Origin of the sequence: Streptomyces sp. NPDC058697, assembly GCF_042715345.1 — a bacterium.
GTDB lineage: Bacteria > Actinomycetota > Actinomycetes > Streptomycetales > Streptomycetaceae > Streptomyces > Streptomyces liliifuscus.
On the sequence record NZ_JBHXSU010000042.1, the window covers coordinates 13087 to 38675 of the forward strand.

A 25589-nucleotide genomic window follows, 5' to 3' on the forward strand; every position below is an offset into this window, starting at 1 on the left:
GTGGAGCGGTGAGTGAAATGAAGTCCCCAGCCCTCCAGTACCGCTTCGACGGCCCGGAAGACGCCCCCGTGCTCATCCTCGGTCCCTCGCTCGGTACGACCTGGCACATGTGGGACCGGCAGGTCCCGGAGCTGGCCAAGCAATGGCGGGTCTTCCGCTTCGACCTGCCGGGCCACGGCGGTGCGCCCGCCTACCCTGCCGGTTCCGTCACCGAGCTCGCCGAGCGGCTGCTCGTCACGCTCGACGGGCTCGGCGTCCAGCGGTTCGGGTACGCGGGCTGCGCGCTCGGCGGTGCCATCGGAGCCGAACTGGCGCTGCGCCACCCGGAGCGCCTCGCCTCGCTCACGCTGATCGCGGCCTCACCGCGCTTCGGCACGGCCGACGAGTTCCGGCAGCGCGGCGTGATCGTACGGTCGAACGGCCTGGACCCGATCGCGCGGACGTCTCCGGAGCGCTGGTTCACGCAGGGCTTCGCCGCGGCGCAGCCCGCGATCACCGAGTGGGCCGTGCAGATGGTGCGCACCACGGACCCGGGCTGCTACATCGCCGCCTGCGAGGCGCTCGCCTCGTTCGACATCCATGGCGAGCTGGGCCGGATCGGGGTGCCGACGCTCGTCCTGGTCGGCTCCGACGACCAGGTCACCGGCCCCGCCGAGGCCCGCACCCTGGTCGCCGGAATACCGGACGCCCGCCTCGCCGTCGTACCCGGCGCCTCGCACCTGGTCCCCGTGGAGCAGCCCGCCGCGGTCACGGACCTTCTCGTACGGCACTTCTCGACCGCCTGGCAGCAGCCCGCCTACGACTCGTCAACCGGACAGATGGCGGTCGTGGTGCCGCAGGCGAGCCCGGTCTTGGCCGCGCCGCAGCAGATGTCGCCCGTCGCCGAGATCGCCCCGGCCGCGCAGCCCGAGGCGGTCCTGGGCAGACCCGACCCGTACGACGCGGGCATCAAGGTCCGCCGGGAGGTGCTCGGGGACGCGCACGTGGACCGCGCGATGGCCCAGGCCGACGAGTTCTCCGGGGACTTCCAGGAGTTCATCACCCGCTATGCCTGGGGCGAGATCTGGGACCGGCCCGGGCTCGACCGGCGCTCGCGCAGCTGCGTCACACTCACCGCCCTGGTCGCGGGCGGGCACCTCGACGAGCTCGCCTTCCACACCCGGGCCGCCCTCCGCAACGGCCTCACCCCCGTCGAGATCAAGGAGGTGCTTCTCCAGGCGGCCGTCTACTGCGGCGTACCGGCCGCGAACAGCGCCTTCAAGGTGGCCCAGCAGGTCATCCGCGAGGAGACCACACCGCAGGAATGACCTCCGGCCGGGTGGCGCCACCACCGGGCCGCGCCACCCGCAGGGCAATGTGGGAGGCAGGATGGGAACCATGAAGCTGACCAAGAAGTCGCACGCCTGCGTCCGCCTGGAGAAGGACGGCCGCACGCTCGTCATCGATCCCGGCGTCTTCAGCGAGGAGGACGCCGCGGTCGGGGTGGACGCGATCCTCATCACGCACGAGCACCCCGACCACTTCAGCGAGGGGCATCTGCGCGCAGGTCTGGAGGCCAACCCGGACGCGGAGATCTGGACCCTGAAGTCCGTCGCCGACCAGCTCTCGGCCGCGTTCCCCGGCCGGGTGCACACGGTCGGACACGGCGACACCTTCACCGCCGCGGGCTTCGACGTACAGGTCCACGGCGAACTGCACGCCGTGATCCACCCGGACATCCCGCGCATCACGAACGTCGGCTACCTCGTCGACGGCGGCCGAGTCTTCCACCCCGGCGACGCCCTCACCGTCCCCGAGCACCCGGTCGAGACGCTGATGCTCCCCGTCATGGCTCCCTGGAGCAAGATCTCCGAGGTCATCGACTACGTCCGCGAGGTCGAACCGCAGCGCGCGTACGACATCCACGACGCCCTGCTGACCGACCTCGCGCGTCCCATCTACGACCGTCAGATCGGCGCCCTGGGCGGCTCCGAGCACCTGCGGCTGGCACCGGGGGAGACCGCCGACCTCTGAGTGTCAGAGGCGCCCGGTAGGTTGTCTGGCATGCGTATCGCCACCTGGAACGTGAACTCGATCACCGCCCGTCTCCCGAGGCTGCTGGCCTGGCTGGAGAGCAGCGGCACGGACGTGCTGTGCCTCCAGGAGGCCAAGGTCGCCGCCGAGAAGTTCCCGGTCAGCGAACTGCGCGAGCTGGGCTACGAGGCGGCGGTCCACGCGACCGGCCGGTGGAACGGCGTGGCGGTGATCTCCCGCGTAGGCCTCGAAGACATCGTCAAGGGCCTGCCGGGCGACCCCGGCTACGACGGCGCCGAGGAGCCCCGAGCGGTCTCCGCGACCTGCGGCCCGGTCCGCGTCTGGTCGGTCTACGTGCCGAACGGCCGCGAGGTGGACCACGCCCACTACGCGTACAAGCTCCAGTGGTTCGAGGCCCTGAAGGCGGCGGTCGCGGGCGACGCGACCGGCAGCCGCCCGTTCGCGGTGCTGGGCGACTACAACGTGGCCCCGACGGACGACGACGTCTACGACGTGGCCGCCTTCGAGGGCCTCACCCACGTCACCCCGGCCGAGCGCGCCGCCCTCTCCTCCCTGCGCGAGGCCGGCCTCTCGGACGTCGTCCCGCGCCCCCTCAAGTACGACCACCCGTACACGTACTGGGACTACCGCCAGCTCGCCTTCCCCAAGAACCGCGGCATGCGCATCGACCTCGTCTACGGCAACGAGCCCTTCGCCAAGGCCGTAACCGACTCCTACGTGGACCGAGAAGAACGCAAGGGCAAGGGCGCCTCGGACCACGCCCCGGTGGTGGTCGACCTGGACGTCTAGCCTTCAGGGGGGCGCAGGGAACTCCTCGACGGACCCGCAGTCGAGCGCCCCTTAGGGGCGCGGGGAACTGCGCGACCAGCCACAGACGCCCCGCACCCGAGGTACGACCTCAACCTCCCCAGGAAGAGCCCGCGCCTACAACAGCCTCAGGTCCACAGACTCGGCCAGCGCAGCCAACCCCACATCCCCCGGATGCAGATGATCCCCGCTGTCATAAGCGGGAAGCATCCGCGCGGGATGCGAAGGATCCCGCAACACCACATCGAAGTCGAGCACGCCGTCGAACCCGTCCCCCGACCGAATCCACTGGTTCACGCCGACCCGCTCGGCATCAACCGCAGCCGTACACCGAGCCTCCCCCTCACAGGGCGCGATCGTCGCGACCAGCACGCGCAACCCCCGCCCACGCGCCCGCTCGGCGATCTCCCGCAACCCAGCCACGACCTGCTCCGCACTCGCTCCCCAGCGGACGTCGTTGACCCCCTGGAAGACGACGACGGTACGCGCCGACGTCTGGGCCAGGACATCCCGGTCCAGGCGGTGCAGCGCGCTCACCCCACCCGTGTCCGTGGAGACGCCGTCACCGGTGTAGCGGTCGCTCACCACACGGTTCGCCGAGATCCCTTGGTTGAGGACCCCATAGCGCGGGACCGCACTCTGGTTCAGCAGCCGCGCGGCGAGCACATTGGGCCAGCGCCGGTTCGCGTCCCGCGTCGACTTCTCGCCGTCCGTGATCGAGTCGCCGAGCAGCACGACGGATCCGGGCCCGCCGCCCACGTCGACACCGGTCAGCAGCGGCCAGTTGGTGATTGTCGAGGTGTACGCATCGGCGGCGCCGTCACCGGCATGGTCGCCCGGCGTGCTGACGTACGACGTCTGGACGGCCAGGCTGTGTACGGGCGCAGCCGTCACCGTCCCGGGCAGATGGAAGCTCACGAGGAGGTTGGCGTTCGCGGGCACGTCGAAGGCCAGCGGATCGCTGAACGCCTGTGCTCCCGCCGGGATCTCGGTGCCCGCCGCACCCCGGAACGACAGTGGCACGGGCGCGCTCCGCGGACTCGCGCCGGACGCCTGCACCGCCACCGTCGCGCCACCGATCCGTACGGGCGCGGCGGCGAAGGTGTTGTCGAGCCGGATCCGTACCTGCGGCCCGCCCGCCGAGGTGTGCACCACGAGCCGCAGCGTCCGGTCCGTCCACGGTCCGACCGCCGTGTAGCCGGAGGCCGAAGCGGCCCAACTCCCGGTCCAGCCACGGGAATCGGCGCGCACCGAGAGCGCGAACACATGGAGGTCGGGGTTGCGGGGCAGCTCCACCGACGCCACCTCGCGCCCCTGGACGAGCGGCACGGTCACGACGTACAGCCGTGCCTTCTCGGCCAGTTGGCCGCCGGGCGTGTTGATGTGCGGCAGTGCCACGGCCTTGGTGGCGAGCGGGCCGCCGCGCCAGTCGGACGCGGTCAGCCGGTAGGAGAAGCGCGAGCCGTTCGCGTACCGCACCACCCCCGTGCCGCTCTGCTCGCCGCCGCCGGTGCCCGCCACCAGGAAGGCGAGCGCGTCACCGCGGCCGCCGACCCGTACGGACTGGCCGTCGGCGCGTACGTTGTCGGGCTCGCCCGCGGCCCGGCGGGGCCAGGCCAGCTGGGCGCCCTGGACCGTTAGTGAGCGCCCGGGCGTCCAGCCCGCGGCGGTCAGGTCCTGCGCGGACAGGGAGCCGCCCGAGCCGTCGAAGTCCGCCTCGCCGGGCCGCGCGTCGTCGCTGACGGCGGTGTTGTCGAAGTACCGCTCCAGCGGCAGCGGCTGCTTCTTGGCAGGCGCCTCGGACGCCTCGGACACCGCGGGCGACTCGGCCGTTGCGGCTGTCGCGATCGTCACGGTCGTCGCGGGAACCGTCACCGCCGCCGAGAACATTACGAGAACGACGGCCGTACCCCAGACACGTCGGCGCACACCGACTCCTCCCAATGACGACTCACGGACCAACGGCTCACGAACCGCGCGGGCACGGTTCACGGACGAGGTGACAGGTGCACCGTGAAGCTAAGGAGGCGGCAGGGGCTCGTCAATGATCCGGGCGCGAACTCGGCACGAACTCCCTGGGAACAGGCGTTCCGCGTGCCCTGTGGTGCACCGGGCGATAGGGATGACAGGCTGGGTGTATGAACATCCCTTTCCTGGGCAACTGGCGCAAGAAGCGGGACCCTGCCGGAGGAGTTGCGGTCTTCTCCGACAGTGAGAGTGACCGCGAGGGGGTGGCCGAACTGCTCTCCGAGTGCGAACTGCTGCGCTCCCAGGCACATCAGGCGGGGGTCGAACTCGACGACTCCGCGGCCTCGTTGGAGGCGCTGGACCAGTTGGTGCCGCGCTGGCGGGACGACGAGGAGAGCCTGCCCTGGCTGGGCAACGACGCCGGCCTCTATCTCGGCACGGTCATCGTGCGCACGGTCCCCGGCGCCGTCTGGGAGATCTGGCCGGGCGGTCAGCCGGTCGTGCGACTGGCCTCCGGCCGTGAGTTCGACGTGGTCTCCGTCGGCCACGAGTGGGCGGCCAGCGGTGCTCCCGAACTCTCTCAGCTGTACGCCGAGGTCGCTGAGGCGTAGGGTTCTGGCCCTGGCTCCCGCCTTAAATACGGCTAATGCCCGAAAAGTGCGTGTCGGGTACTAACTCCACTCTTGTGTGGATAGCTTGCGGGAATCGCGACACAGCTGAGAGTGGGTAGGGCTGAGGATGGCCGTCGATCCGTTGATCGAGCTGCGTGACGTCAACAAGTACTTCGGGGAGCTGCATGTCCTCCAGGACATCAACCTCACCGTCGGCAAGGGGGAGGTGGTCGTGGTCATCGGCCCTTCGGGGTCGGGGAAATCGACTCTGTGCCGGGCCATCAACAGGCTGGAGACGATCCGTTCCGGAGAGATCAAGCTCGACGGGAAACTGCTGCCGGAGGAGGGCAAGGACCTCGCCATGCTCCGCGCCGAGGTAGGGATGGTCTTCCAGGCGTTCAACCTCTTCGCGCACAAGACGGTCCTGCAGAACGTCTCGCTCGGTCAGATCAAGGTGCGCGGCCGCAAGAAGGCCGACGCCGACAAGCGCTCGCTCGAACTCCTGGACCGTGTGGGCCTCGTCTCGCAGGCTCCGAAGTATCCGGCCCAGCTCTCCGGCGGTCAGCAGCAGCGCGTGGCCATCGCCCGCGCCCTCGCCATGGACCCCAAGGCGCTCCTCTTCGACGAGCCGACCTCGGCCCTCGACCCGGAGATGATCAACGAGGTCCTTGAGGTCATGCAGCAGCTCGCGCGCGAGGGCATGACCATGGTGGTCGTCACCCACGAGATGGGCTTCGCCCGCTCGGCCGCGAACCGTGTCGTCTTCATGTCCGACGGCCGCATCGTCGAGGACCGCACCCCCGAGGAGTTCTTCACCAACCCGCGCAGCGACCGCGCCAAGGACTTCCTCTCGAAGATCCTCAAGCACTGAGCGGGGGAGCGAGATCATGATCACACTCCCGCCGTCACTCCCGCCGCAACTTCCGTTCCCGTCCCAACTCCGCGCCCATGGAGCGGAGTTGATTCCGGTGCCCGGATCCGCCGCGGAGTCCCTCCGGGCCGACGGGCCGACCGCGCCGAACCTCGACTACGATATGCCGTTCACTGCCGTGGTGATGGGGACAGAGGCCGTGGACACCACCCCGGCCGAACCAGGGACGCTGCTGCCGGGCACGCGGTAGCGAGGGGCAATGGCCCGCCCGGCAGCAGCCGGAGATCACTGCTCGCGCAGCGGTACCGACACGTACGACGGGTCGGCCGCGGGCGAGGAGAAGGTCAGCTGCGCGCCGGTCGGGTTGTGCTCGATGTAGAGCGGGTCGACCGTGTCGACCACCAGGGCGAGTCGATGCCCTGCCGGTACGTCGTAGGCCGTGGAGAACAGCTCCAGGTCGACGCCGAACGGCTTGCCGGGCGTCTGCCCGTGGAAGGTGTACGGCGCGTTGCTGACCAGCTTGCCGAGGCCGAGCGGGCCCACGTCGTAGAGGTACGCGACGAGGGTGCCGCTCTCCTTGGTACTCGTGAGGGTTGTGTGCAATTTCGTGGTGCCGCGCACCCGTTGGGCACTCGTGGACTTCTCCGACTGCCAGACCGCCGCGTACCGGCGCGGCAGCAGCGGGATCGACGCCACCGGCGGCAGCTGGGCGAGCTGGTCGAGGATGCTGGAGAGGAAGATGATCCCGCCGTCCGCGCCCGAGTTGACGTTCGCGCGGATCGTGGTGGAGCCGGCGAGGGCGATCTTCTTGCGCGTCGCGCCGACCGACTTCCAGTCCGGATAGCCCTCGTAGCCGCCGGTGGAACGGGACTTGAGCTGGACCGGCTGTTCGCGGTCGATGCCGTTGTCCACGCCCTTGAGGTAGTGGTCGAACCAGCGGCCCGTGTCCGTCCACACGTCGTTCGGGAGCCCGAAGAGACCGGTCACCTCTGCGGTGGCGTGGTCGCCCGGCCGGTACTCCAGCCGCTTCGGGCCGGTCAACTGCTCGTAGAACTTGGCGTATTGGTTGGGCGGGAAGATCGTGTCGCCCCAGCCGTTGGCGAGCAGGATCGCCGCGCCGTTCTTGTTGAGCTGGTCGACGTAGGTCGAGGGTGAACGTTTCTTCCCCCAGGCGATCAGCTCCTGCTCCTTGTCGAGATTGGATGCGAAGAAGTCCTTGAAGATCTGCTGGAGTTCGGCGCTGGGGCGGCCGGTGATCTGGCCCGCCCCGTTGAGCAGGGCGGCGGCCTGGGAGTGCTGGGTGCGGCCCGAGTAGATCGAGTCGATGAGGTCGGCCCAGCCGCTGAGGGACGCGACGGCCTTGACGCGCTTGTCGTGCGCGGCGGCGAGCAGGCTGATGCCGGCGCCGTACGAGACGCCCGCCATGCCGATGTTCCGGGCGTCGGAGGGGGTGTTGGCGAGGGCCCAGTCGATGACCTTGGAGGCGTCGGCCATGTCGGGTGGACCCGCTACTTCTATCTCTCCGCCCGACTGCCAGAAGCCGCGGACGTTGTAACTCACCACGACATAGCCGGAGTCGGCGAGTTTCTGGGCCTGGGCGAGATACTCGATCTGGGGCAGGCCCCAGCTCGTGGGCAGCACGATGAGCGGGTAGGCGCGGGTGGCGTCGGCGTTCGCGGGCATGACGACGTTGGCCTTGAGGACGGTCCCGCCGTCCCCGGTGATGTCGACGAACCGGACAGCGGCGGGCGCCGCCTGTGCGGCCGGGGCGATCCCGAGAGCCGTGCCGGCGATCAGGGTCGCCGAGACGACACCTACGGCGGTGGTACGCAGGGCCTTGCGCGGGTGTCCCACAGATCACTCCTCACACGTGTAAGTGCCAAAGTGACCCGACGGTAACCTCGTTGGCTTACCGCAAGTAACCCGTCGGTAAGTTACGCACGAGTAACGATTGTTGAAATGTGCTGGAACCTAGGAGGCCCGGTGGGTGCTCCGTGCGGGAACCGCAGGCAGTGCGGTCTGTGAGGCGCGAGTGACGTCCGCGACGAGCTCGACGACATCCGGCCCGTACGCCTGGGAGTTCACGACCTTCAGGAGGATCACGAAGGAGTTGTTGCCGTGTTTGCGCGCCAGTCGTTCGTGGTTGCGGGCGACATAGCGGGTCGCGGCCTGGTTGGTGATCGCGCGCTGGCCGCAGAACAGGAAGACGGGCCGTGCCGTGTTGCCCGCCGTGAGCCGGGCGAGAATCACGTACTCGCCCTTGCCGGGCTCCAGCCGGTAGCGCTCGCTGCCTATCTGGAACGCGCCGCGGTCCGGGCCCGGTTCGGGGTCGACGTTGACGCGGATCCCGGGCAGCAGGGAGTGCAGATGCGCGGCCATGCGCCGGTTCGACGACGGCCCGCCCACGCAGAACTCCGTGCGCTCCCCGAAGCCCTGCTGCGCCGCGTCGTGCGCGATCACCTGGGCATGGGCGCCGCAGTCCTTGATCAGGGCGGAGAGTTCGAGCAGCGCGAAGACGTCATGGCGCATCACCGAGAGTTCCGGGCCGCCGGCCTCGCGGTTGACCACCAGGAGCGACTCGGAGTTGTCGGGCAGACCGAAGAAGGCCTGCTTGCGGCGCAGCTTGCGCTTCCACAGATACGTACGGGCGAGCCAGCCCAGCGCGGCGCTGAGGCCGGCCGCGAGCACGCCGAGGACGATGTTGCGCACGTCGTCATTCATGGGCGCGCATGCTAGCGGGCACCTGTACCGGTGTTCGAGAGGGACCTGACGCGGCCATGCCGAGGAAGTTACGCTGCGCAGACGGTCGTTTACTGGAGGTACGGATGGGGCGCTCGGTCGCGCGGAGTCTGGCTGTGGTGGCGGTTTCGGCCGCGGTGATGTCGGTGGGGGCCGCACCGCCCTCCTCAGGGTCTTCCGGGGGCTCGGGTCCGGTCGAGAAGGTGCCGGTCGCCGTCGGGTACGGCGGGGCCGTTTCGAGCGTGGACGCGGACGCGTCGGCCGCCGGGATCGAGATCCTCCGCAAGGGCGGCAACGCGGTGGACGCGGCCGTCGCCACGGCGGCCGCGCTCGGCGTCACCGAGCCGTATTCCTCGGGCATCGGCGGGGGCGGCTACTTCGTCTACTACGACGCCAAGTCCCGTACGGTGCGCACGATCGACGGCCGTGAGACGGCGCCCCTGACGGCCGATTCGGGGCTCTTCCTGGAGAACGGCCGGCCGATCCCGTTCGCCGACGCCGTGACCAGCGGGCTGGGCGTGGGCACGCCCGGGACGCCCGCCACCTGGCAGAAGGCGCTGGACAGCTGGGGCAGCAAGCGGCTCGGATCGCTGCTGAAGCCCGCGGAGCGGCTCGCGCGCGACGGGTTCACCGTCGACGCCACGTTCCGCTCGCAGACCGAGTCCAACGAGGCGCGGTTCCGGAACTTCCCCGACACGGCCGAGCTGTTCCTGCCGGGCGGTGCGCTGCCGGTGGTCGGCTCGACGTTCAAGAACCCCGATCTGGCCCGTACGTACGAGGAGTTGGGCCGCAAGGGCGTCGGCGCGCTCTATCGCGGACAGCTGGCCAAGGACATCGTCGCCACGGTGAACAAGCCGCCGGTGGACCCGGGTTCGGGCTACAACGCGCGCCCCGGCGAGCTGTCCCTGAAGGACCTGGCGAAGTACGAGGCGAAGCGGCAGGCGCCCACGAAGACCTCGTACCGCGGACTGGGCGTCTACTCGATCGCGCCCTCGTCCTCCGGTGGCACCACGGTCGGTGAGGCCCTCAACATCCTTGAGAACACCGACCTTTCGAAGGCCACGGACGTCCAGTACCTGCACCGCTTCATCGAGGCGAGCCGGATCGCCTTCGCGGACCGGGGGCGCTGGGTGGGCGACCCGGCCTTCGAGGACGTACCGACGAAGGAACTCCTCTCGCAGAAGTACGCCGACTCGCGCGAGTGCCTCATCAAGGACGACGCGGTGCTGACGAGCCCGCTGGCGCCCGGCGATCCACGCGATCCGGCGGCGTGCGCGGCCGGTGGCACGGCCGCGCCGACGACGTACGAGGGTGAGAACACGACCCATCTCACTGCGGCCGACAAGTGGGGCAACGTCGTCGCGTACACCCTCACCATCGAGCAGACCGGCGGAAGCGGGATCACCGTCCCCGACCGTGGGTTCATCCTCAACAACGAGCTGACGGACTTCTCCTTCGCTCCGGCGAGCCCGGCCGTGCACGACCCGAACCTGCCCGGTCCGGGCAAGCGCCCGCGTTCGTCGATCTCGCCGACGATCGTCCTCGACGCGCACGCCAAGCCGGTGGTGGCGCTGGGCTCGCCCGGTGGCGCGACCATCGTCACGACGGTCCTGCAGACGCTGACCGGGTTCGTCGACCGGGGCCTCCCGCTCGTCGACGCGATCGCCGCCCCGCGCGCCAGCCAGCGCAACCAGACGACCACCGAGCTCGAACCGGGCCTGTGGAACAGCCAGTTGAGGACCCGGTTGGAGTCGCTGGGCCACGGCTTCCGGCAGAACCCGGAGATCGGCGCGGCGACCGGCGTCCAACGCCTCCCGGACGGCAGGTGGCTGGCTGCAGCCGAGACCGTACGCCGGGGCGGCGGCTCGGCGATGGTGGTGCGGCCGGCGCCGTAGGCCGGCGGCCCTCGGACCGTTGGAGGGCTGCGGGCGGTCAGCGGGCCGTCAGGATGCGCGGGCCCGCGTCCGTGATGGCCACCGTGTGCTCCGCGTGGGCCGCCCGGGTGCCGTCGTTCGTGCGGAGGGTCCAGCCGTCGGCGGCGGCGTGGTACTCGTCCGTGCCGCCGGCGATGAGCATCGGCTCGATGGCGAGGGCCATGCCGTGCCGCAGCGGCAGGCCGCGGCCGGGCCGCCCCTCGTTCGGGACGGGCGGGTCCTCGTGCATGCGGCGGCCTATGCCGTGGCCGCCGAAGCCGTTCGGGATGCCGTACCCCGCCGAGCGGCACACCGTGCCGATCGCGTGCGCGATGTCGCCGATGCGGTTGCCGACGACGGCCGCCTTGATGCCCGCCGCGAGGGCCCGCTCGGCGGTCTCGACGAGGCGCAGGTCGGCGGGGCGCGGTGTGCCGACCACGAAGCTGATCGCCGAGTCGCCCACCCAGCCGCCGAGTTCGGCGCCGAAGTCGATCGAGACCAGGTCGCCGTCCCGCAGCCGGTGGCCGGTCGGGATGCCGTGCACGATCGCGTCGTTCACGGAGGCGCAGATGACGGCCGGGAAGGGCACGGGAGCGAAGGAGGGGCGATAGCCGAGGAAGGGGGAGCCCGCGCCCGCGTCCCGCAGGACCTGGTGCGCGACCTCGTCCAGCTCCAGGAGCGAGACGCCCACGCCGGCGGCCTCCCGCACCGCCGTGAGGGCACGGGCCACGACCTGGCCCGCTTCGTACATCGCGTCGATGGACGCGTCCGTCTTCAGTTCCACCATTCCAATTACTATACCGGTCGAGGTGTGTGCGATGGCCTCCGCCCGCCTATTCGAATAACGGTCGCCGGTACTAGGGTGGGCGCATGGTGCGAACCCCGCTGACCCCCGAAGAGCACGAACGCGGCGAGCGGCTCGGCAAGCTGCTGCGTGAGGCCCGCGGCGGCCGCAGCATGGTGGAGATCGCCGCGAGTGCGGGCATCTCCGCCGAGACCCTCCGCAAGATCGAGACCGGCCGCGCACCGACCCCCGCCTTCTTCACGGTGGCGGCGCTGGCGCGCGTGCTGGGCCTCTCGATGGACGAGATCGCGGGCAGTTGTGCACTCGCCCCGGCGTGACGTACAGGTGACACCCCGTCATGTCCGGGGTGCCTCACGTCACGTTCCGGGTCAGTAACCGCACTCTGCGTCCGGGTCGAAAACTCGTTGTAGCCATTCCGTAACACGAGCGGTGTTTTCTATCGAACCGGAGTACTCCAGTCTGGCGTGGGGTGAAGGTAATGGCGGTGGAACAACTCCCGGGCCAGGTGCGGGAGTTCGCGCAATATCTCAATGGCCTGCTGTCCCGGCTCGACCAGGGCGGCGGCTGGTGCGGCGTGTTCTGGCAGCGCGATCCCGAGGGGATGCGGGCCTGTCTCGACGGCACCGAGGTGCCGCCCTGGGACGTCGTGCAGGCGCTCCTCCAGGACGTCGCCGCGGAGTTCGGCGACCGCGCCGCCGCCCAGGAGTCCGACCGGGCGCGGGCGCTGCACGGCGCGTCCCTCGCCGCGTACGACGCACGGCCCGGTGGCCGTGACGCCCTCGGCGACCGCCTCGACGTCATGCTCCGCGAACAGCGCTACGCCGCCGAACGGCTCTCGGAACTCGGCCGCTCACTCCGTACGGCCACCGACCGGGACGAGGCCGAGTCCTACCGCGTCGACCTGGCCTGGGCCCGCGACGACCACGACCGCGCGACGGCCCGCTGCGCCGAACTCCGCTCCCGCATGGACGAGTTGGACCGACGCGCGGTCAGCGGCAGGGCGCAGGGAACACTGACCATCCCACCCGGCGAGATCGGCACCGACGTCTTCTGGGACGAGGAGCCCAGGAACGACCGCAGCGACGGCGGGACCGGCGGCGGTCCGTCCACGGGACGCGGAGGCCCGCAGTGCCCCGCGCCGGACGAGGACGACTGGCCGGACCTGTGGCGCGACGCGTCCGCGGACCGGGCCGCAGGACAGGCCGCCCGGCAGGCGGCCGAACAGAGCGCCTGGCGGGCCGCGGCACCGGCACCGGCTCCCGAGGCCGACCCGCACCCCGCCGCCGCCCAGGAGGAGGCCCCCGAGCCTCCCGAGCCCGCCAAGACCCGCGCCCCCAAGCAGCGCTCGAAGCGCCGTGCGCGCGGGAGTGCCCGGTTCGCCGGGATGATGGACGAGGACGCCGCCGCGGCCGCCGAACCGGCCATGCCCGTACCGTCCACCGCGGAGCCCACGCTGCGCGGGGCCCGCTTCGCCAGAGCCGCCGATGAGCCCGCGCGGCCGAAGGCGCGGCGTGAGCCGCTGGACGACGAGGCGCGCCGGACCACCGTCCAGACCGTCGAGCGGCTCGTCCGGCTGCGGCGCGAGGGCCACAGCGGCGAGGCGCACGCCGTCTTGGTCGAGGCCGCGTACTGGCCGGCCGCCCGTTTCCCGCTCCTCGCCGCCGAGCTCCACCGAGCGGGCCTGGGCGCCGACTGGGCCACCCTCCTCTGGGAGGCCGCCTCCCTGCCCGCCGACCGCCTGGTCGCCGCCGCCGACGCGCTCGCGGTGGCGGGCCGCACCACGGACGGCGACCAGATGCTCCGCCAGGGCGTCGTGCGCCCCGCCCCGGAGATAGGCGAGGCCGTACTCGGCCTGGTCGGGGAGGACCGCCACCGCGAGGTCCGGGCCCTCCTCGACGCGTACGTCCGCATCCGCACCCCCGAAGAGGCCGCCCGCAGCGTCGAGACCGACCCGCCCCGCCTCATCCCCCTCCTCCTCGAAGCGGCCCGCCACGTCTCCCAACAACGCCACTGGGACCTGATCCACGCGCTGAGGGTGGCGGGCTACACGGCTTGACCCTGGGTCGCGGCCGGCGGGATGTGTGCCTGCGGTGCGCTCCGGGAAGTTCACATTCCAGGCTCCGGCCCACTCATCAGGGGCGCGGGGAACTGCGCGACCGGCCCACGACGACCCGCACCCGCCCACGATCCGCACCACCCACCCCGGAAGGCGTTCCAAACCGCCGGAGGCGACCGCACCACCCACCCCGGAAGGCGCCCCGAACCGCCGGAGGCTAACCCACAGGGGTAGGAAACAAGATCGACTCAGCCGGTTAACGACGATGGTCTTGCCCAGCGCAGCGCCTCCGCCTACTTTCGGGGCTCTACGCCCACCATCTACGGGCGTAGAAGCTCTCTGACGTCCCGTCGAAGGAGCAGCTCATGGCCAACGTCGTACGCGCCGCTCTGGTCCAGGCCACCTGGACCGGCGACACCGCATCCATGGTCGCCAAGCATGAGGAGCACGCCCGCGAGGCGGCCCGTCAGGGTGCGAAGATCATCGGATTCCAGGAAGTCTTCAACGCCCCCTACTTCTGCCAGGTCCAGGAGCCGGAGCACTACCGCTGGGCGGAACCGGTACCGGACGGCCCCACCGTCACCCGTATGCAGGAGCTCGCCCGCGAGACCGGCATGGTGATCGTGGTCCCGGTCTTCGAGGTCGAACAGTCCGGGTTCTACTTCAACACGGCCGCGGTGATCGACGCCGACGGCACCTACCTCGGCAAGTACCGCAAGCACCACATCCCCCAGGTCAAGGGCTTCTGGGAGAAGTACTACTTCAAACCGGGCAACCTCGGCTGGCCCGTCTTCGACACCGCGGTCGGCAAGGTCGGCGTCTACATCTGCTACGACCGGCACTTCCCCGAGGGCTGGCGCCAGCTCGGCCTGAACGGCGCGCAGCTCGTCTACAACCCGTCGGCGACCTCCCGCGGTCTGTCCTCCTACCTCTGGCAGCTGGAGCAGCCCGCCGCGGCCGTCGCCAACGAGTACTACATCGCCGCGATCAACCGTGTGGGCGAGGAGGAGTACGGGGACAACGACTTCTACGGGACGTCGTACTTCGTCGACCCGCGCGGCCAGTTCGTCGGTGAGACCGCGAGCGACAAGAGCGAGGAACTCGTCGTCCGCGACCTCGACTTCGACCTGATCGAGGAGGTCCGCCAGCAGTGGGCCTTCTACCGGGACCGCCGCCCCGACGCCTACGAAGGGCTGGTGCAGCCGTGACAACAGACGCATCCCCGAGCCCGGCCCACGGCTCGGCCAAGCACCTGTACCAGCGCCACCGGTCCGTCCTCCCCGACTGGCTGGCCCTCTACTACGCCGACCCCATCGAGCTCAGCCACGGCGAGGGCCGCCACGTCTGGGACGCCGAGGGCAACAAGTACCTCGACTTCTTCGGCGGCATCCTCACCACGATGACCGCGCACGCCCTGCCCGAGGTGACGAAGGCCGTCAGCGAGCAGGCAGGCCGGATCATCCACTCCTCCACGCTGTACCTCAACCGGCCGATGGTCGACCTCGCCGAGCGGATCGCCAAGCTGTCGGGCATCCCGGACGCGCGCGTGTTCTTCACGACCTCCGGCACGGAGGCCAACGACACGGCCCTGCTGCTTGCCACCGCGTACCGCCGCAGCAACCAGATCCTGGCGATGCGCAACAGCTACCACGGCCGCTCGTTCACCGCGGTCGGCATCACCGGCAACAAGGGCTGGTCGCCGACCAGCCTCTCGCCCCTCCAGACGCTCTACGTGCATGGCGGTGTCCGCACCCGCGGCCCGTACGCCGATCTCGACGACGCCGGCTTCATCGCGGCCTGCGTCGCCGACCTGGAGGACCTGCTCGGCCACGTCCGTGCGCCCGCCGCCCTGATCGCCGAGCCCATCCAGGGAGTCGGCGGATTCACCGCACCGCCGGACGGCCTGTACGCGGCGTTCCGCGAGGTCCTCCAGGAGCGCGGCATCCTCTGGATCGCCGACGAGGTACAGACCGGCTGGGGCAGGACCGGCGACAACTTCTGGGGCTGGCAGGCACACGGCCAGAACGGTCCGCCGGACATGCTGACCTTCGCCAAGGGCATCGGCAACGGCATGTCCATCGGCGGCGTCGTCGCCCGCGCCGAGATCATGAACTGCCTGGACTCCAACTCCATCTCGACGTTCGGCGGCACCCAGATCACCATGGCCGCGGGCCTCGCCAACCTCACGTACCTCCTGGAACACGATCTCCAGGGCAACGCCCGCCGCGTCGGCGGTCTGCTCATCGAGCGGCTGCGGGCCGTCGCCGCGCAACTGCCGGGCGTACGCGAGGTCCGGGGCCGCGGGCTCATGATCGGCATCGAGCTGGTGAAGCCCGGCACCGACCAGGCAGACCCGGACGCGGCCGCCGCCGTGCTCGAAGCGGCCCGCGAGGGAGGGCTGTTGATCGGCAAGGGCGGTGGCCACAACACCAGCGTCCTGCGCATCGCCCCACCGCTGTCGCTCACCGTCGCGGAGGCCGAGGAGGGCGCCGCGATCCTGGAGCGCGCTCTGCGGAGCACTCAGGTCTGAGCAGCACTCGGTTCTGAGAGGCACTCGGTTCTGACGAATAGTCAGATCTGAGGAGCGGTCAGTTCCGGAGCGTTCAGCAACGCAAGATTGAAGGTTCGCCGCATGACCACCGCCTTGGAACCCGCCCTGTCGGTCCGTCAGGTCCTCGCCCTGGAGCGGGTGCTCGCCGGGGAACCCGAGGTGGTGGCCGGCGCGAGCCAGCTCGACCGGCCCGTGCGCTGGGTGCACGTCGCCGAGGCCGCCGACGTCGGCGTGATGCTCAGCGGCGGCGAGATGGTCCTCACCACCGGGGTGCTGCTCGCGGGCGACCCGGAGGCCCAGGCCGAGTACATCCGCTCACTGCACCGCGCGGAGGCCTCGGCCGTCGTCCTCGGACTCGGCCGGGCCTTCCCGACCCCGCCCGAGGTGATGCGCCGGGCTGCCGAGCGGTGCGGGCTGCCGATGGTGGTCCTGCACCGGCCTTTCCCCTTCGCGGAGTTGACCGAAGAGGTCCAATCCAGGCTCGTACGAAGGAAGTTCGCGGCCGTCAGCCTGTCCGAGTCCGTCCGGACGGCGCTGACCGGGCTCATCACGGCGGGTGCCCCGCTGCAGCGGATGCTCGACGAGATCGCCTCGCACAGCGCGTGCCCCGTCGTCGTCACCAACCTCGCTCACCGCGTCCTCGCCACGGCGGGGGAGCGGTCCGCGGTCGACGACGTGCTGCGCGACTGGGAGCGCATCGCGCGGCAGGCCGGCGGCAGCGAGGGCGACGGCTGGGTCCGTGCCGAACTGGGCGGACGCGGCGAGCGCTGGGGCCGCATCGTGCTGTGCGGCTACCGCGGCGACGCCGCCACCGGACGGCTGCTCGCCGACCGCGGGGCCGAGGCCCTGGTCCTGCACCGCATGCTCGGCGGCACCGTGCACTCCTGGGAGGAGCAGTCCGCCGAGAGCCTGCTCACCGACCTCGTCTCCGGAGTCGTACCGGCCCGCCAACTGCTGCCCCGGGCCCGGGCGGCCGGACTGCCGGTCAACCGCCGGACGTTCGTGCCCCTGGTCGTACGGAACGGAGAGGCGGCCCAACTCGACCGCGTGCTGCGCCTGTTGGGTCTTCCCGGGCTCGTCGCCGAGCTGGCCGACGGGGTCGTCGCCGTACTGCTGAGCCTGGCCAGGGACCAGGACGCCGAGGCGCTGGCCGCCCACTTCGCCACCCGGCTGCGTACGGAGGCGGGCGGTGGTGCGGCGGGCGACTGCAAGGCGGCCGTCGTCGCGGCGGCGGACGCGCGGACCGGGTGGGACGACGTGCCCGCCGGGCTGCGCGAGGCCCAGCACGTGGCCGACGCCGTCGCCGAGAGCCCCGCAGGCCTCGACCTGCCGGTCGTGGTGCGGCTGCGGGACGTGCATCTGCGCGGGCTGGTCCGGCTGCTGCGGGACGATCCGCACGTCCAGTCCTTCGCCGAGCGGGAGCTGGACGGGCTGCTGTGCGGGGCCGACGCCGAGTCGGAGCTGCTGCCGGTGCTGCGGACGTATCTCGCCACCGGCCGCAACAAGTCGCGTACCGCGCAGCTCCACCATGTCTCGCGACCCGCGCTGTACCGGCGGCTGGAAGCGATAGAGACGCGGCTTGGCGTCGACCTCGACGACTTCGAACAGGCCGCCTCCGTGCACATCGCCCTCCTCGCGCACGACGCGCAACAGGGCTGAGACTCTCGACGCGCAACAGCTCCGAAACATGGGAAGACCTGGGAAAACGGTGGTGAAACATGGGCCTTGGCAAGGGTGACACCGTGGAACGCCACACGCCCTCAGACGTGACACGCTGCAACTCAAAGAGGACTTCAGGACTTCCTAGGCTCCTGGGGCGGGCGTCGGAAGTTCCGTCTGCCCTACGACGCCCGGCACGCACTCTCGCCGCACCGGGCACAAGCCCAAGTACGTCCAGTACGAGGACTTGCGCCCGGCACGCCGAGAGCACGCACCGGACGCCGCAGGGCCCGCCCTCCGGGCGGACGACGGCACTTCCGACGCCCGCCCCAGCACACCGAGCGACCGGAGGTCCCGATGAGCAGAGTGATTCGCGCCGCCGTCTTCCAGACCGCGTGGACGGGCGACAAGGAATCGATGATCCAGGTCCACGAGCAGGCGGCCCGCGACGCGGCCGCACAGGGTGCTCAGGTCCTGTGCTTCCAGGAGCTGTTCTACGGGCCCTATTTCTGCCAGGTCCAGGACAAGGCGTTCTACGAGTACGCCGAACAGATCCCCGAGGGCCCGATCGTCCAGCGCTTCCAGGCGCTCGCCAGGGAACTGGGCATCGTCCTCGTGCTGCCGATGTACGAGGAGGAGCAGCCCGGCGTCCTCTACAACACCGCGGCGGTGATCGACGCCGACGGCTCGTACCTCGGCAAGTACCGAAAGCACCACATCCCGCAGGTCGAGGGCTTCTGGGAGAAGTTCTACTTCCGCCCCGGCAACGCCGGTTGGCCGATCTTCGACACCGCGGTCGGCAAGATCGGCGTCTATATCTGCTACGACCGGCACTTCCCGGAGGGCTGGCGCGCGCTGGGTCTCGCCGGGGCCGAGATCGTCTTCAACCCGTCGGCCACCTCGCGCGGACTGTCCGCCTACCTCTGGCAGTTGGAGCAGCCGGCCGCGGCCGTCGCCAACGAGTACTTCGTGGGCGCCATCAACCGTGTGGGCGTGGAGGAGCTGGGCTCCAACGACTTCTACGGCACCTCGTACTTCGTGGACCCGGAGGCCCAGTTCGTCGGGGAGGTGGCGAGCGACAAGGAGACCGAACTCGTCGTCCGCGACCTGGACATGGCCAAGCTCCGCGCGGTACGCGACCGCTGGCAGTTCTACCGCGACCGCCGCCCGGAGGCGTACGAGCCCCTGACGTCTCCCTGATCGGCTCCCTGGTGGGTGCTCTGACCGCGGATCACGTCGGAGGCCCCCCGCGCCCTGGGTCTTTAAGGGGCGCGGGGAACTGCGCGACCAGCCACGAAGCACCCGCACGTACCCAACGACCGCATCCCACCGGGGAACCCACGACAGGAGAGGAAACCATGAGCACCCGTACAGTCATCCGCGGTGGCCTAGTGATCACCGCGTCGGACGAACTCCACGCGGACGTCCTGGTAGAGGACGGCCGAATCGCCGCCCTCGCCGCGAGCGGCACCCCCGCCGCCGAGGCCTGGACGGCCGAGCGGACCATCGACGCCACCGGGAAGTACGTGATCCCGGGCGGCGTCGACGCCCACACCCACATGGAGCTGCCGTTCGGCGGCACCTTCGCCTCCGACTCCTTCGAGACCGGCACCCGCGCCGCCGCCTGGGGCGGCACGACCACGATCGTCGACTTCGCGGTGCAGAGCGTCGGCCACTCGCTGCGCGAGGGCCTCGACGCCTGGAACGCCAAGGCCGACGGCAAGTGCGCCATCGACTACGCCTTCCACATGATCGTCTCCGACGTGAACCAGGACACGCTCAAGGAGATGGACCTGCTGGTCGGGGAGGGCGTCACCTCCTTCAAGCAGTTCATGGCCTACCCCGGCGTCTTCTACAGCGACGACGGCCAGATCCTGCGCGCCATGCAGCGCTCCGCCGAGAACGGCGGCCTGATCATGATGCACGCGGAGAACGGCATCGCGATCGACGTGCTGGTGGAGCAGGCGCTGGCACGCGGCGAGACCGATCCGCGCTATCACGGCGAGGTCCGCAAAGCGCTGCTGGAGGCCGAGGCCACGCATCGCGCCATCAAGCTCGCCCAGGTCGCCGGAGCCCCGCTGTACGTCGTGCACGTCTCGGCGCAGCAGGCGGTCGCCGAGCTGACGCGCGCACGCGACGAGGGCCTGAACGTCTTCGGCGAGACCTGCCCGCAGTACCTGTTCCTGTCGACCGACAACCTCGCGGAGCCCGACTTCGAGGGCGCCAAGTACGTGTGCTCGACGCCGCTGCGGCCCAAGGAACACCAGGCCGCCCTGTGGCGGGGCCTGCGCACCAACGACCTCCAGGTCGTCTCCACCGACCACTGCCCCTTCTGCTTCGTCGGCCAGAAGGAGCTGGGCCGCGGCGACTTCTCGAAGATCCCCAACGGTTTGCCGGGCGTCGAGAACCGCATGGACCTGCTCCACCAGGCCGTCGTCGACGGACACATCACGCGCCGCCGCTGGATCGAGATCGCCTGCGCCACCCCGGCCCGGATGTTCGGCCTGTACCCGAAGAAGGGCACGATCGCGCCGGGCGCCGACGCGGACGTCGTCATCTACGACCCGCACGCCGAGCAGGTCATGTCCGCCGAGACGCACCACATGAACGTCGACTACTCGGCGTACGAGGGAAAGCACACCACCGGCCGCGTTGAGACGGTCCTCTCGCGGGGCGAACTCGTCATCACCGAGCGGGAGTTCACCGGGCGCGCCGGGCACGGCGTCTACACCCCCCGCTCCACCTGTCAGTACCTTCTCTGAGCGACTAGGAGTGGCGCCATGGACTTCGGACTCGTCCTGCAGACCGACCCCCCTGCCTCCCGCGTCATCAGCCTGATGAAGCGGGCCGAGCGCAACGGCTTCACGTACGGCTGGACGTTCGACTCCGCCGTGCTCTGGCAGGAGCCGTTCGTGATCTACAGCCAGATCCTCTCCAACACCACGAAGCTGAAGGTCGGCCCGATGGTGACGAACCCGGGCACCCGCACCTGGGAGGTCACCGCCTCGACCTTCGCCACGCTCAACGACATGTTCGGCAACCGCACGGTCTGCGGTATCGGGCGCGGCGACTCGGCGATGCGCGTGGCAGGCCGCAAGCCCAACACGCTCGCCCGGATCAGCGAGGCCATGAAGGTCATCCGGGCGCTCGGACGCGGTGACGAGGCCGACCTCGGCGGCACGGTCATCAAGTTCCCGTGGATCAAGCCCGGCGCCGAACTCCCCGTCTGGATGGCCGCGTACGGCCCCAAGGCGCTGAAGATGACCGGCGAGGAGGCCGACGGCTTCATCCTCCAGCTCGCCGACCTCTACCTGACCGAGTACATGGTCAAGGCCGTGAAGACCGCGGCCGCCGAGGCCGGACGCGACCCCGACGACGTCAAGATCTGTGTGGCCGCGCCCGCCTATGTCACCGAGGACGACTCGCCCGAGGCGCTCGCCCACGCGCGTGAGCAGTGCCGCTGGTTCGGCGGGATGGTCGGCAACCACGTGGCCGACCTCGTCTCCAAGTACGGCGAGCACTCCGCCGCCGTACCCGACGAACTCACCGAGTACATCAAGTCCCGTGAGGGCTACGACTACTCGCACCACGGACGCAGCGGCAACCCCGACACCCAGTTCGTGCCGGACGAGATCGTCGACCGGTTCTGTCTGATCGGCACGGCCGAGAAGCACATCGAGAAGCTGAACGCGCTGCGCGAGCTGGGTGTCGACCAGTTCGCTCTGTACGACATGCATGACGCTCAAGAGGCGGTCATCGAGGCGTATGGATCAACGGTCATTCCCGCCGTCAACGGTTGAGGGCCGGTCGCGGTCGTTGACGACCTGTCCTGGTGGTTGACGACCTGTCCCGGTGGTTGATGGTCGACCCATCCATCAACCATTGACGGCATCCGCTCCACTCTGTTCCACCCGCTCAAGTCGTCCCCTTCCCACCTCCCCGGGAAGGGGACCGCACCACCGCACCACCACCCCCACGACGCCACCCGCACGGCCTTTCCCGTCCCGCCTCATTGATTGGCCTGCCCATGACCGAAACCGTCCCCACGGGGCCGCCGATATCCCAGTCCGCCGACGCCGACGGCCGGATCGAACTCAGCCCCGGGGCCTTCCCCGCCGACAGTCCCTTCGCCAACGAGGACCTGCGTCCCGTCCCCGTCTCCGAGCGCAAGTGGACGACGTACAACTTCGCGGCGCTGTGGATATCCATGGCCCACTGCATTCCCAGCTGGACCCTGGCCTCCGGCCTGGTCGCCCTCGGCATGGACTGGAAGCAGGCCGTCTTCACCATCGCCCTGGCCAACATCATCGTGCTGCTGCCGATGCTGGCCACCGGTCACGCGGGGCCGAAGTACGGCATCCCGTTCCCCGTACTCGCCCGAGCCTCGTTCGGTCTTCGCGGCGCCAACATCCCGGCGCTGATCCGCGCCGCCGTGGCCTGCGGCTGGTTCGGCATCCAGACCTGGATCGGCGGCAGCGGAATCTTCGCCCTGGGCTCCAAGCTCACCGGCGGTGAGTGGGAGAACGCGGGGAAGATCGCGGGCAACCCGTGGCCGCTGTGGCTCTGCTTCATCCTGTTCTGGGCCCTGCAGATCGCGATCATCTACCGCGGTATGGACTTCCTGCGGCACTTCGAGAACTGGGCCGCGCCCGTCGTGATCGTCGGCGCGTTCGCGCTGCTCATCTGGATCGCGGTCAAGGCCGACGGCTTCGGCGCGCTGCTCGACCAGCCCTCGAAGCTGGGCTGGGGCGCGGACTTCTGGCCGGTCTTCTTCCCGTCCCTGATGGGCATGATCGGCTTCTGGGCGACGCTGTCCCTCAACATCCCCGACTTCACGCGGTTCGGCGCCAGCCAGAAGGCGCAGACCTGGGGGCAGTCCCTCGGTCTGCCCACGACGATGACGCTCTTCGCGATCCTCGCCGTGCTGGTCACCTCCGGCTCCGAGGCCGTCTACGGAGAGGCGATCTGGGACCCGGTGGCCCTCGCGGCCAAGACGGACAACGCCTTCGGTCTGCTCTTCGCGCTCTTCATCGTGTTGATCGCCACGATCTCCGTCAACATCGCGGCGAACGTGGTCTCCCCTGCCTACGACTTGTCCAACCTGGCCCCGAAGTTCATCAACTTCCGTACGGGCGCGCTGATCACGGGTGTCATCGGCATCCTGATCTTCCCGTGGAAGCTGATCTCCACGCCCGAGTTCTACATCTTCACCTGGCTCGGAGTGGTCGGCGGCCTGCTCGGCACGGTCGCGGGCATCCTGATCGCCGACTACTGGATCATCCGCCGTACGGTCCTGCATCTCGCCGACCTGTACACGCCCGGCGGACGCTACTGGTACACGAACGGCTGGAACTGGCGCGCGGTGCTGGCCTTCGCGGTCGGCGGAGTTCTGGCGATCGGCGGCTCGTACTCGAACGTCGACGCCAAGGGCGCCAAGCTGGGCCCGTTCCCGACGGACGGACTCATCCCGTTCCTCAAGCCGCTCGCGGACTACGGATGGGCGATCGGCCTCGCCTCGTCGCTCGTCCTGTACGTCGCGTTGATGGCGCCGCTGACACGGGCCGAGCGGGAGGAGGAGCGCACGGAGAAGGCCGACCAGCCGGCCTGACGCCGGCGGGCCGCGTTGGGAGCCCTCCTACTGAGCGGCCTCCAGCGCGGCCATCGCCTCCTTGGCGGCCTTGATGGCGCCCTTGTTGATCTCGTCCGTACTCGGCGCCTTCTTCGACTCGAAGTCACTGCCGTTGTACGTGATGACCACCAGGGCGTTGGACGCCTGGACGAACACCTGGCCCTCGCGCGTCTGCTGCTTGTCCTCGGTGGTGAGGTTCACCACCGAGTAGGCCGTGTCCCCGAGACCGGGAACCACGCCTCCGCCGCTCTTCTCCGTCGTGCGCTGCTTGTAGGCGGCCTGGGCGGCCTGGTCCGATTTCTTGATTTCGTACGAAATGTCGAGCCAGCGGTAGTCGAAGCCCTTGAGCGCGTTCCACGAGCAGGTGCGGCGCAGCGACTCGTCGGTCGACGGGATCTCCTTGCCGGCCGTCTTGGCGTCCGGCACCAGCGAGGTCACCGTCTTCTTCGACACGCCCGTACAGGGCGCGGGCGAGGCGCGGTAGGTGCGGCTCGCGGCAGCGGTCGACGGCGCGGACGGTGACGCCCCGCCGTCGGGGGCCGCCTTCTTCTCCGCGGCCGGGGTCGCGGCGAACGGCCCGGACGACAACGACCAGCCCGCCAGGGCGAGCACGACAACCGGCAGCAGACGCGCGGTGAGAGCGAGTGGGAGAGAACGCACGGCGCACATTTCGTGGGGGACGGTGCGGAGGGTCCGCACAGCGGACGGGACGCCAGTGTCACATGCCTGCCTGTGGGGCGGTAGTACAAACTCGCTCCGTGCCCGGGTGGTGACAGGGACTCACCCTTGACGGTCCACCACCCCGTGCGATATCGGGGCACCGAGGGGCATTGCCCGCTCGATGCGGTCAACGGCGGCGAACGCACCGTACGCGACGAGCTGGACCAGACAGCGGTCCGTGTACGGCGGCTGCTTCCACGCCGCCACATCCTCGTCGGTGATCCGGTACGGAGCCAGCGCGGCCAGTAACGCCAGCCGCGCCCCGGGCCTGTCCCGCCGGTCGGGCAGGGCGTCCCACACCAACGGCTGATGCGTACCGTCCCACGCCGCGACGACGTCTCGTACGAGGTCCTGGTCGGCCTCGGTCAGCAGGCCGGCGCCCTCCGAGGCGGCCGTCCGCAGCGCCGCGTAGGCGGGGCCGACCGTCGTGCCGGCCGCCCAGGACGGGCCGGGGCCCGGGTCGCCGTCGAGGAGGGCGAGGCTCGTCCCCGGGGTGAGACGCCGGCGCAGGGTCTTCGCCAGGGAGCGGCCGGCGAGGCTGCGGACCGGCCTGAACCGCTGGCTGTTGCCCGGCAGCAGGTTCTCCGTCAGCAGGGCCGAGACGATCCGGTTGATGAAGTGGAAGGTCAGGGCGGTCCCCACGTACGCGGCGGTGTGCCCGGCGAAGAAGGGCAGCGGGGTGAGATCCGGGTGGCCCGGGACACGGGTCGCCCTGCCCCAGGCGACCATGCGCGCCTGCACCTCCTTGTCCGGGGTCCCGCCGCGGGCCAGCCGCTCCGCGAGGGCGTGGTTGCCGGTGGCGTGCAGCAGGACGGTGTGCGCGTCCACGCAGAACGGACACCTGTTGGCGCGGGACACCCCGAGCGCGGCCAGCTCCTTGCCGGTACGGCTGCCGTCGCCCGCGAGGAGCGACTCACGCATCAGGGCCCAGGCGGCGGCGAGGAGTTCGGGCGCGGAGGACAGGACGACGAAGGTGACCGCGCCGTCGACGCCGAAGTCCTCGGAGAGCTGTCGGTAGACCTCGGCGGTCCGGCCGGTGGCGGACCTGGGCGGCGGAGGCTGGGTGTAGCGAAAGGGCGTGGTCACGAACGGGTAGCTGAAGGGTGTGGTCATGCCGAGAACCCTCGCTCCCGAGGGCGCCTCGGGGCGTCGTACGGCCGAAGGCAGTTGGCGGTGGTCCGACGCGACCGCGCCGGGCGCCGGACTACTGCACCGGGAGTAGTCGC

General features: G+C 70.2%; 22 protein-coding genes. 16 read left to right on the forward strand and 6 right to left on the reverse strand.

The features are described from left to right. The first annotated feature begins 17 nt into the window (after positions 1-17). From pcaC to ACFWXQ_RS44930, 3 genes are all read left to right on the forward strand, one after another. Positions 18-1307, forward strand: coding sequence for a 4-carboxymuconolactone decarboxylase (gene pcaC, locus ACFWXQ_RS44920; RefSeq protein WP_383948621.1), 1290 nt, complete (start codon positions 18-20; stop codon positions 1305-1307). A gap of 70 nt (positions 1308-1377) precedes the next feature. Next, positions 1378-2013 carry an MBL fold metallo-hydrolase gene (locus tag ACFWXQ_RS44925; RefSeq protein ID WP_383948598.1) on the forward strand — a complete coding sequence of 212 codons (636 nt, stop codon included), beginning with the start codon at positions 1378-1380 and terminating at the stop codon, positions 2011-2013. Positions 2014-2043: 30 nt separating this feature from the next. Next, the gene (locus ACFWXQ_RS44930) at positions 2044-2823 is read left to right on the forward strand and encodes an exodeoxyribonuclease III (protein ID WP_383948596.1); all 780 of its coding nucleotides are present in this window, start codon (positions 2044-2046) and stop codon (positions 2821-2823) included. 135 nt (positions 2824-2958) lie between these two features. Here ACFWXQ_RS44930 and ACFWXQ_RS44935 read toward each other — a convergent pair whose 3' ends face one another. Further along, complete coding sequence (locus ACFWXQ_RS44935) at positions 2959-4731, reverse strand: SGNH/GDSL hydrolase family protein (protein WP_383948593.1); 1773 nt, start codon at positions 4729-4731, stop codon at positions 2959-2961. Positions 4732-4979: 248 nt separating this feature from the next. On the opposite strand from ACFWXQ_RS44935, the gene ACFWXQ_RS44940 reads away from it, so the two are divergent. From ACFWXQ_RS44940 to ACFWXQ_RS44950, 3 genes are all read left to right on the forward strand, one after another. Continuing rightward, positions 4980-5420 (forward strand): DUF6278 family protein, encoded by a 441-nt coding sequence (locus tag ACFWXQ_RS44940; protein WP_383948590.1) that lies wholly within the window; start codon positions 4980-4982, stop codon positions 5418-5420. 127 nt (positions 5421-5547) lie between these two features. Continuing rightward, positions 5548-6291, forward strand: coding sequence for an amino acid ABC transporter ATP-binding protein (locus ACFWXQ_RS44945; protein WP_307520311.1), 744 nt, complete (start codon positions 5548-5550; stop codon positions 6289-6291). Between the two features lie 16 nt (positions 6292-6307). Continuing rightward, complete coding sequence (locus tag ACFWXQ_RS44950) at positions 6308-6541, forward strand: hypothetical protein (protein WP_383948587.1); 234 nt, start codon at positions 6308-6310, stop codon at positions 6539-6541. A gap of 35 nt (positions 6542-6576) precedes the next feature. On the opposite strand, the gene ACFWXQ_RS44955 is transcribed toward ACFWXQ_RS44950, so the two are convergent. Then, a complete protein-coding gene (locus ACFWXQ_RS44955) occupies positions 6577-8145 on the reverse strand; it encodes an alpha/beta fold hydrolase (RefSeq protein WP_383948584.1) in 1569 nt (522 codons plus the stop codon). 117 nt (positions 8146-8262) lie between these two features. Next, positions 8263-9012, reverse strand: coding sequence for a hypothetical protein (locus tag ACFWXQ_RS44960; protein WP_383948581.1), 750 nt, complete (start codon positions 9010-9012; stop codon positions 8263-8265). 104 nt (positions 9013-9116) lie between these two features. On the opposite strand from ACFWXQ_RS44960, the gene ggt reads away from it, so the two are divergent. Further along, on the forward strand, positions 9117-10925 hold the full coding sequence (ggt, locus tag ACFWXQ_RS44965) for a gamma-glutamyltransferase (protein WP_383948578.1): 1809 nt from the start codon (positions 9117-9119) through the stop codon (positions 10923-10925). A gap of 37 nt (positions 10926-10962) precedes the next feature. Here ggt and map read toward each other — a convergent pair whose 3' ends face one another. Further along, positions 10963-11730 (reverse strand): type I methionyl aminopeptidase, encoded by a 768-nt coding sequence (gene map / locus ACFWXQ_RS44970; RefSeq protein ID WP_386270349.1) that lies wholly within the window; start codon positions 11728-11730, stop codon positions 10963-10965. An 83-nt stretch (positions 11731-11813) separates the two neighbouring features. Here map and ACFWXQ_RS44975 point away from each other — a divergent pair, with 83 nt between their 5' ends. The 9 genes from ACFWXQ_RS44975 (at position 11814) to ACFWXQ_RS45015 (ending at position 23622) form a co-directional block, all read left to right on the forward strand. Continuing rightward, complete coding sequence (locus ACFWXQ_RS44975; protein ID WP_143641016.1) at positions 11814-12065, forward strand: helix-turn-helix domain-containing protein; 252 nt, start codon at positions 11814-11816, stop codon at positions 12063-12065. A gap of 161 nt (positions 12066-12226) precedes the next feature. Beyond that, a complete protein-coding gene (locus ACFWXQ_RS44980) occupies positions 12227-13804 on the forward strand; it encodes a hypothetical protein (protein ID WP_383942720.1) in 1578 nt (525 codons plus the stop codon). Between the two features lie 365 nt (positions 13805-14169). Then, the gene (locus tag ACFWXQ_RS44985) at positions 14170-15012 is read left to right on the forward strand and encodes a nitrilase-related carbon-nitrogen hydrolase (protein WP_383942723.1); all 843 of its coding nucleotides are present in this window, start codon (positions 14170-14172) and stop codon (positions 15010-15012) included. Then, a complete protein-coding gene (locus tag ACFWXQ_RS44990; protein WP_383942726.1) occupies positions 15009-16334 on the forward strand; it encodes an aspartate aminotransferase family protein in 1326 nt (441 codons plus the stop codon). Before ACFWXQ_RS44985 ends, ACFWXQ_RS44990 begins: the two co-directional genes overlap by 4 nt. 102 nt (positions 16335-16436) lie before the next feature. Then, positions 16437-18014, forward strand: a complete 1578-nt coding sequence (locus ACFWXQ_RS44995; protein WP_383942728.1) for a PucR family transcriptional regulator — start codon at positions 16437-16439, stop codon at positions 18012-18014. Positions 18015-18371: 357 nt separating this feature from the next. Further along, a complete protein-coding gene (locus ACFWXQ_RS45000) occupies positions 18372-19214 on the forward strand; it encodes a nitrilase-related carbon-nitrogen hydrolase (protein ID WP_328690645.1) in 843 nt (280 codons plus the stop codon). Positions 19215-19372: 158 nt separating this feature from the next. Then, on the forward strand, positions 19373-20776 hold the full coding sequence (gene hydA, locus ACFWXQ_RS45005; protein WP_383942731.1) for a dihydropyrimidinase: 1404 nt from the start codon (positions 19373-19375) through the stop codon (positions 20774-20776). Between the two features lie 18 nt (positions 20777-20794). Further along, positions 20795-21814 (forward strand): TIGR03842 family LLM class F420-dependent oxidoreductase, encoded by a 1020-nt coding sequence (locus ACFWXQ_RS45010; RefSeq protein ID WP_383942734.1) that lies wholly within the window; start codon positions 20795-20797, stop codon positions 21812-21814. A 227-nt stretch (positions 21815-22041) separates the two neighbouring features. Beyond that, positions 22042-23622, forward strand: coding sequence for an NCS1 family nucleobase:cation symporter-1 (locus ACFWXQ_RS45015; RefSeq protein ID WP_383942737.1), 1581 nt, complete (start codon positions 22042-22044; stop codon positions 23620-23622). A gap of 27 nt (positions 23623-23649) precedes the next feature. Here the strand turns inward: ACFWXQ_RS45015 and ACFWXQ_RS45020 are convergent, their stop codons facing one another. Beyond that, positions 23650-24312, reverse strand: a complete 663-nt coding sequence (locus tag ACFWXQ_RS45020; RefSeq protein ID WP_383942740.1) for a hypothetical protein — start codon at positions 24310-24312, stop codon at positions 23650-23652. Between the two features lie 111 nt (positions 24313-24423). After that, positions 24424-25449 carry a carboxymuconolactone decarboxylase family protein gene (locus ACFWXQ_RS45025; protein WP_383942779.1) on the reverse strand — a complete coding sequence of 342 codons (1026 nt, stop codon included), beginning with the start codon at positions 25447-25449 and terminating at the stop codon, positions 24424-24426. Positions 25450-25589: the final 140 nt, after the last annotated feature.

Bases quoted from the DNA above. Each gene is read 5' to 3' on its own strand.
- ACFWXQ_RS44940 (WP_383948590.1), top strand. From the start codon at position 4,980: ATGAACATCCCTTTCCTGGGCAACTGGCGCAAGAAGCGGGACCCTGCC.
- ACFWXQ_RS44925 (WP_383948598.1), top strand. From the start codon at position 1,378: ATGAAGCTGACCAAGAAGTCGCACGCCTGCGTCCGCCTGGAGAAGGAC.
- ggt (WP_383948578.1), top strand. From the start codon at position 9,117: ATGGGGCGCTCGGTCGCGCGGAGTCTGGCTGTGGTGGCGGTTTCGGCC.
- ACFWXQ_RS44985 (WP_383942723.1), top strand. From the start codon at position 14,170: ATGGCCAACGTCGTACGCGCCGCTCTGGTCCAGGCCACCTGGACCGGC.
- ACFWXQ_RS44950 (WP_383948587.1), top strand. From the start codon at position 6,308: ATGATCACACTCCCGCCGTCACTCCCGCCGCAACTTCCGTTCCCGTCC.
- hydA (WP_383942731.1), top strand. From the start codon at position 19,373: ATGAGCACCCGTACAGTCATCCGCGGTGGCCTAGTGATCACCGCGTCG.
- ACFWXQ_RS45010 (WP_383942734.1), top strand. From the start codon at position 20,795: ATGGACTTCGGACTCGTCCTGCAGACCGACCCCCCTGCCTCCCGCGTC.
- ACFWXQ_RS45020 (WP_383942740.1), bottom strand. From the start codon at position 24,312: ATGTGCGCCGTGCGTTCTCTCCCACTCGCTCTCACCGCGCGTCTGCTG.
- ACFWXQ_RS44995 (WP_383942728.1), top strand. From the start codon at position 16,437: ATGACCACCGCCTTGGAACCCGCCCTGTCGGTCCGTCAGGTCCTCGCC.
- pcaC (WP_383948621.1), top strand. From the start codon at position 18: ATGAAGTCCCCAGCCCTCCAGTACCGCTTCGACGGCCCGGAAGACGCC.
- ACFWXQ_RS44935 (WP_383948593.1), bottom strand. From the start codon at position 4,731: ATGTTCTCGGCGGCGGTGACGGTTCCCGCGACGACCGTGACGATCGCG.
- ACFWXQ_RS44960 (WP_383948581.1), bottom strand. From the start codon at position 9,012: ATGAATGACGACGTGCGCAACATCGTCCTCGGCGTGCTCGCGGCCGGC.
- ACFWXQ_RS45000 (WP_328690645.1), top strand. From the start codon at position 18,372: ATGAGCAGAGTGATTCGCGCCGCCGTCTTCCAGACCGCGTGGACGGGC.
- ACFWXQ_RS44930 (WP_383948596.1), top strand. From the start codon at position 2,044: ATGCGTATCGCCACCTGGAACGTGAACTCGATCACCGCCCGTCTCCCG.
- ACFWXQ_RS44945 (WP_307520311.1), top strand. From the start codon at position 5,548: ATGGCCGTCGATCCGTTGATCGAGCTGCGTGACGTCAACAAGTACTTC.
- ACFWXQ_RS44980 (WP_383942720.1), top strand. From the start codon at position 12,227: ATGGCGGTGGAACAACTCCCGGGCCAGGTGCGGGAGTTCGCGCAATAT.
- map (WP_386270349.1), bottom strand. From the start codon at position 11,730: ATGGTGGAACTGAAGACGGACGCGTCCATCGACGCGATGTACGAAGCG.
- ACFWXQ_RS44975 (WP_143641016.1), top strand. From the start codon at position 11,814: ATGGTGCGAACCCCGCTGACCCCCGAAGAGCACGAACGCGGCGAGCGG.
- ACFWXQ_RS45015 (WP_383942737.1), top strand. From the start codon at position 22,042: ATGACCGAAACCGTCCCCACGGGGCCGCCGATATCCCAGTCCGCCGAC.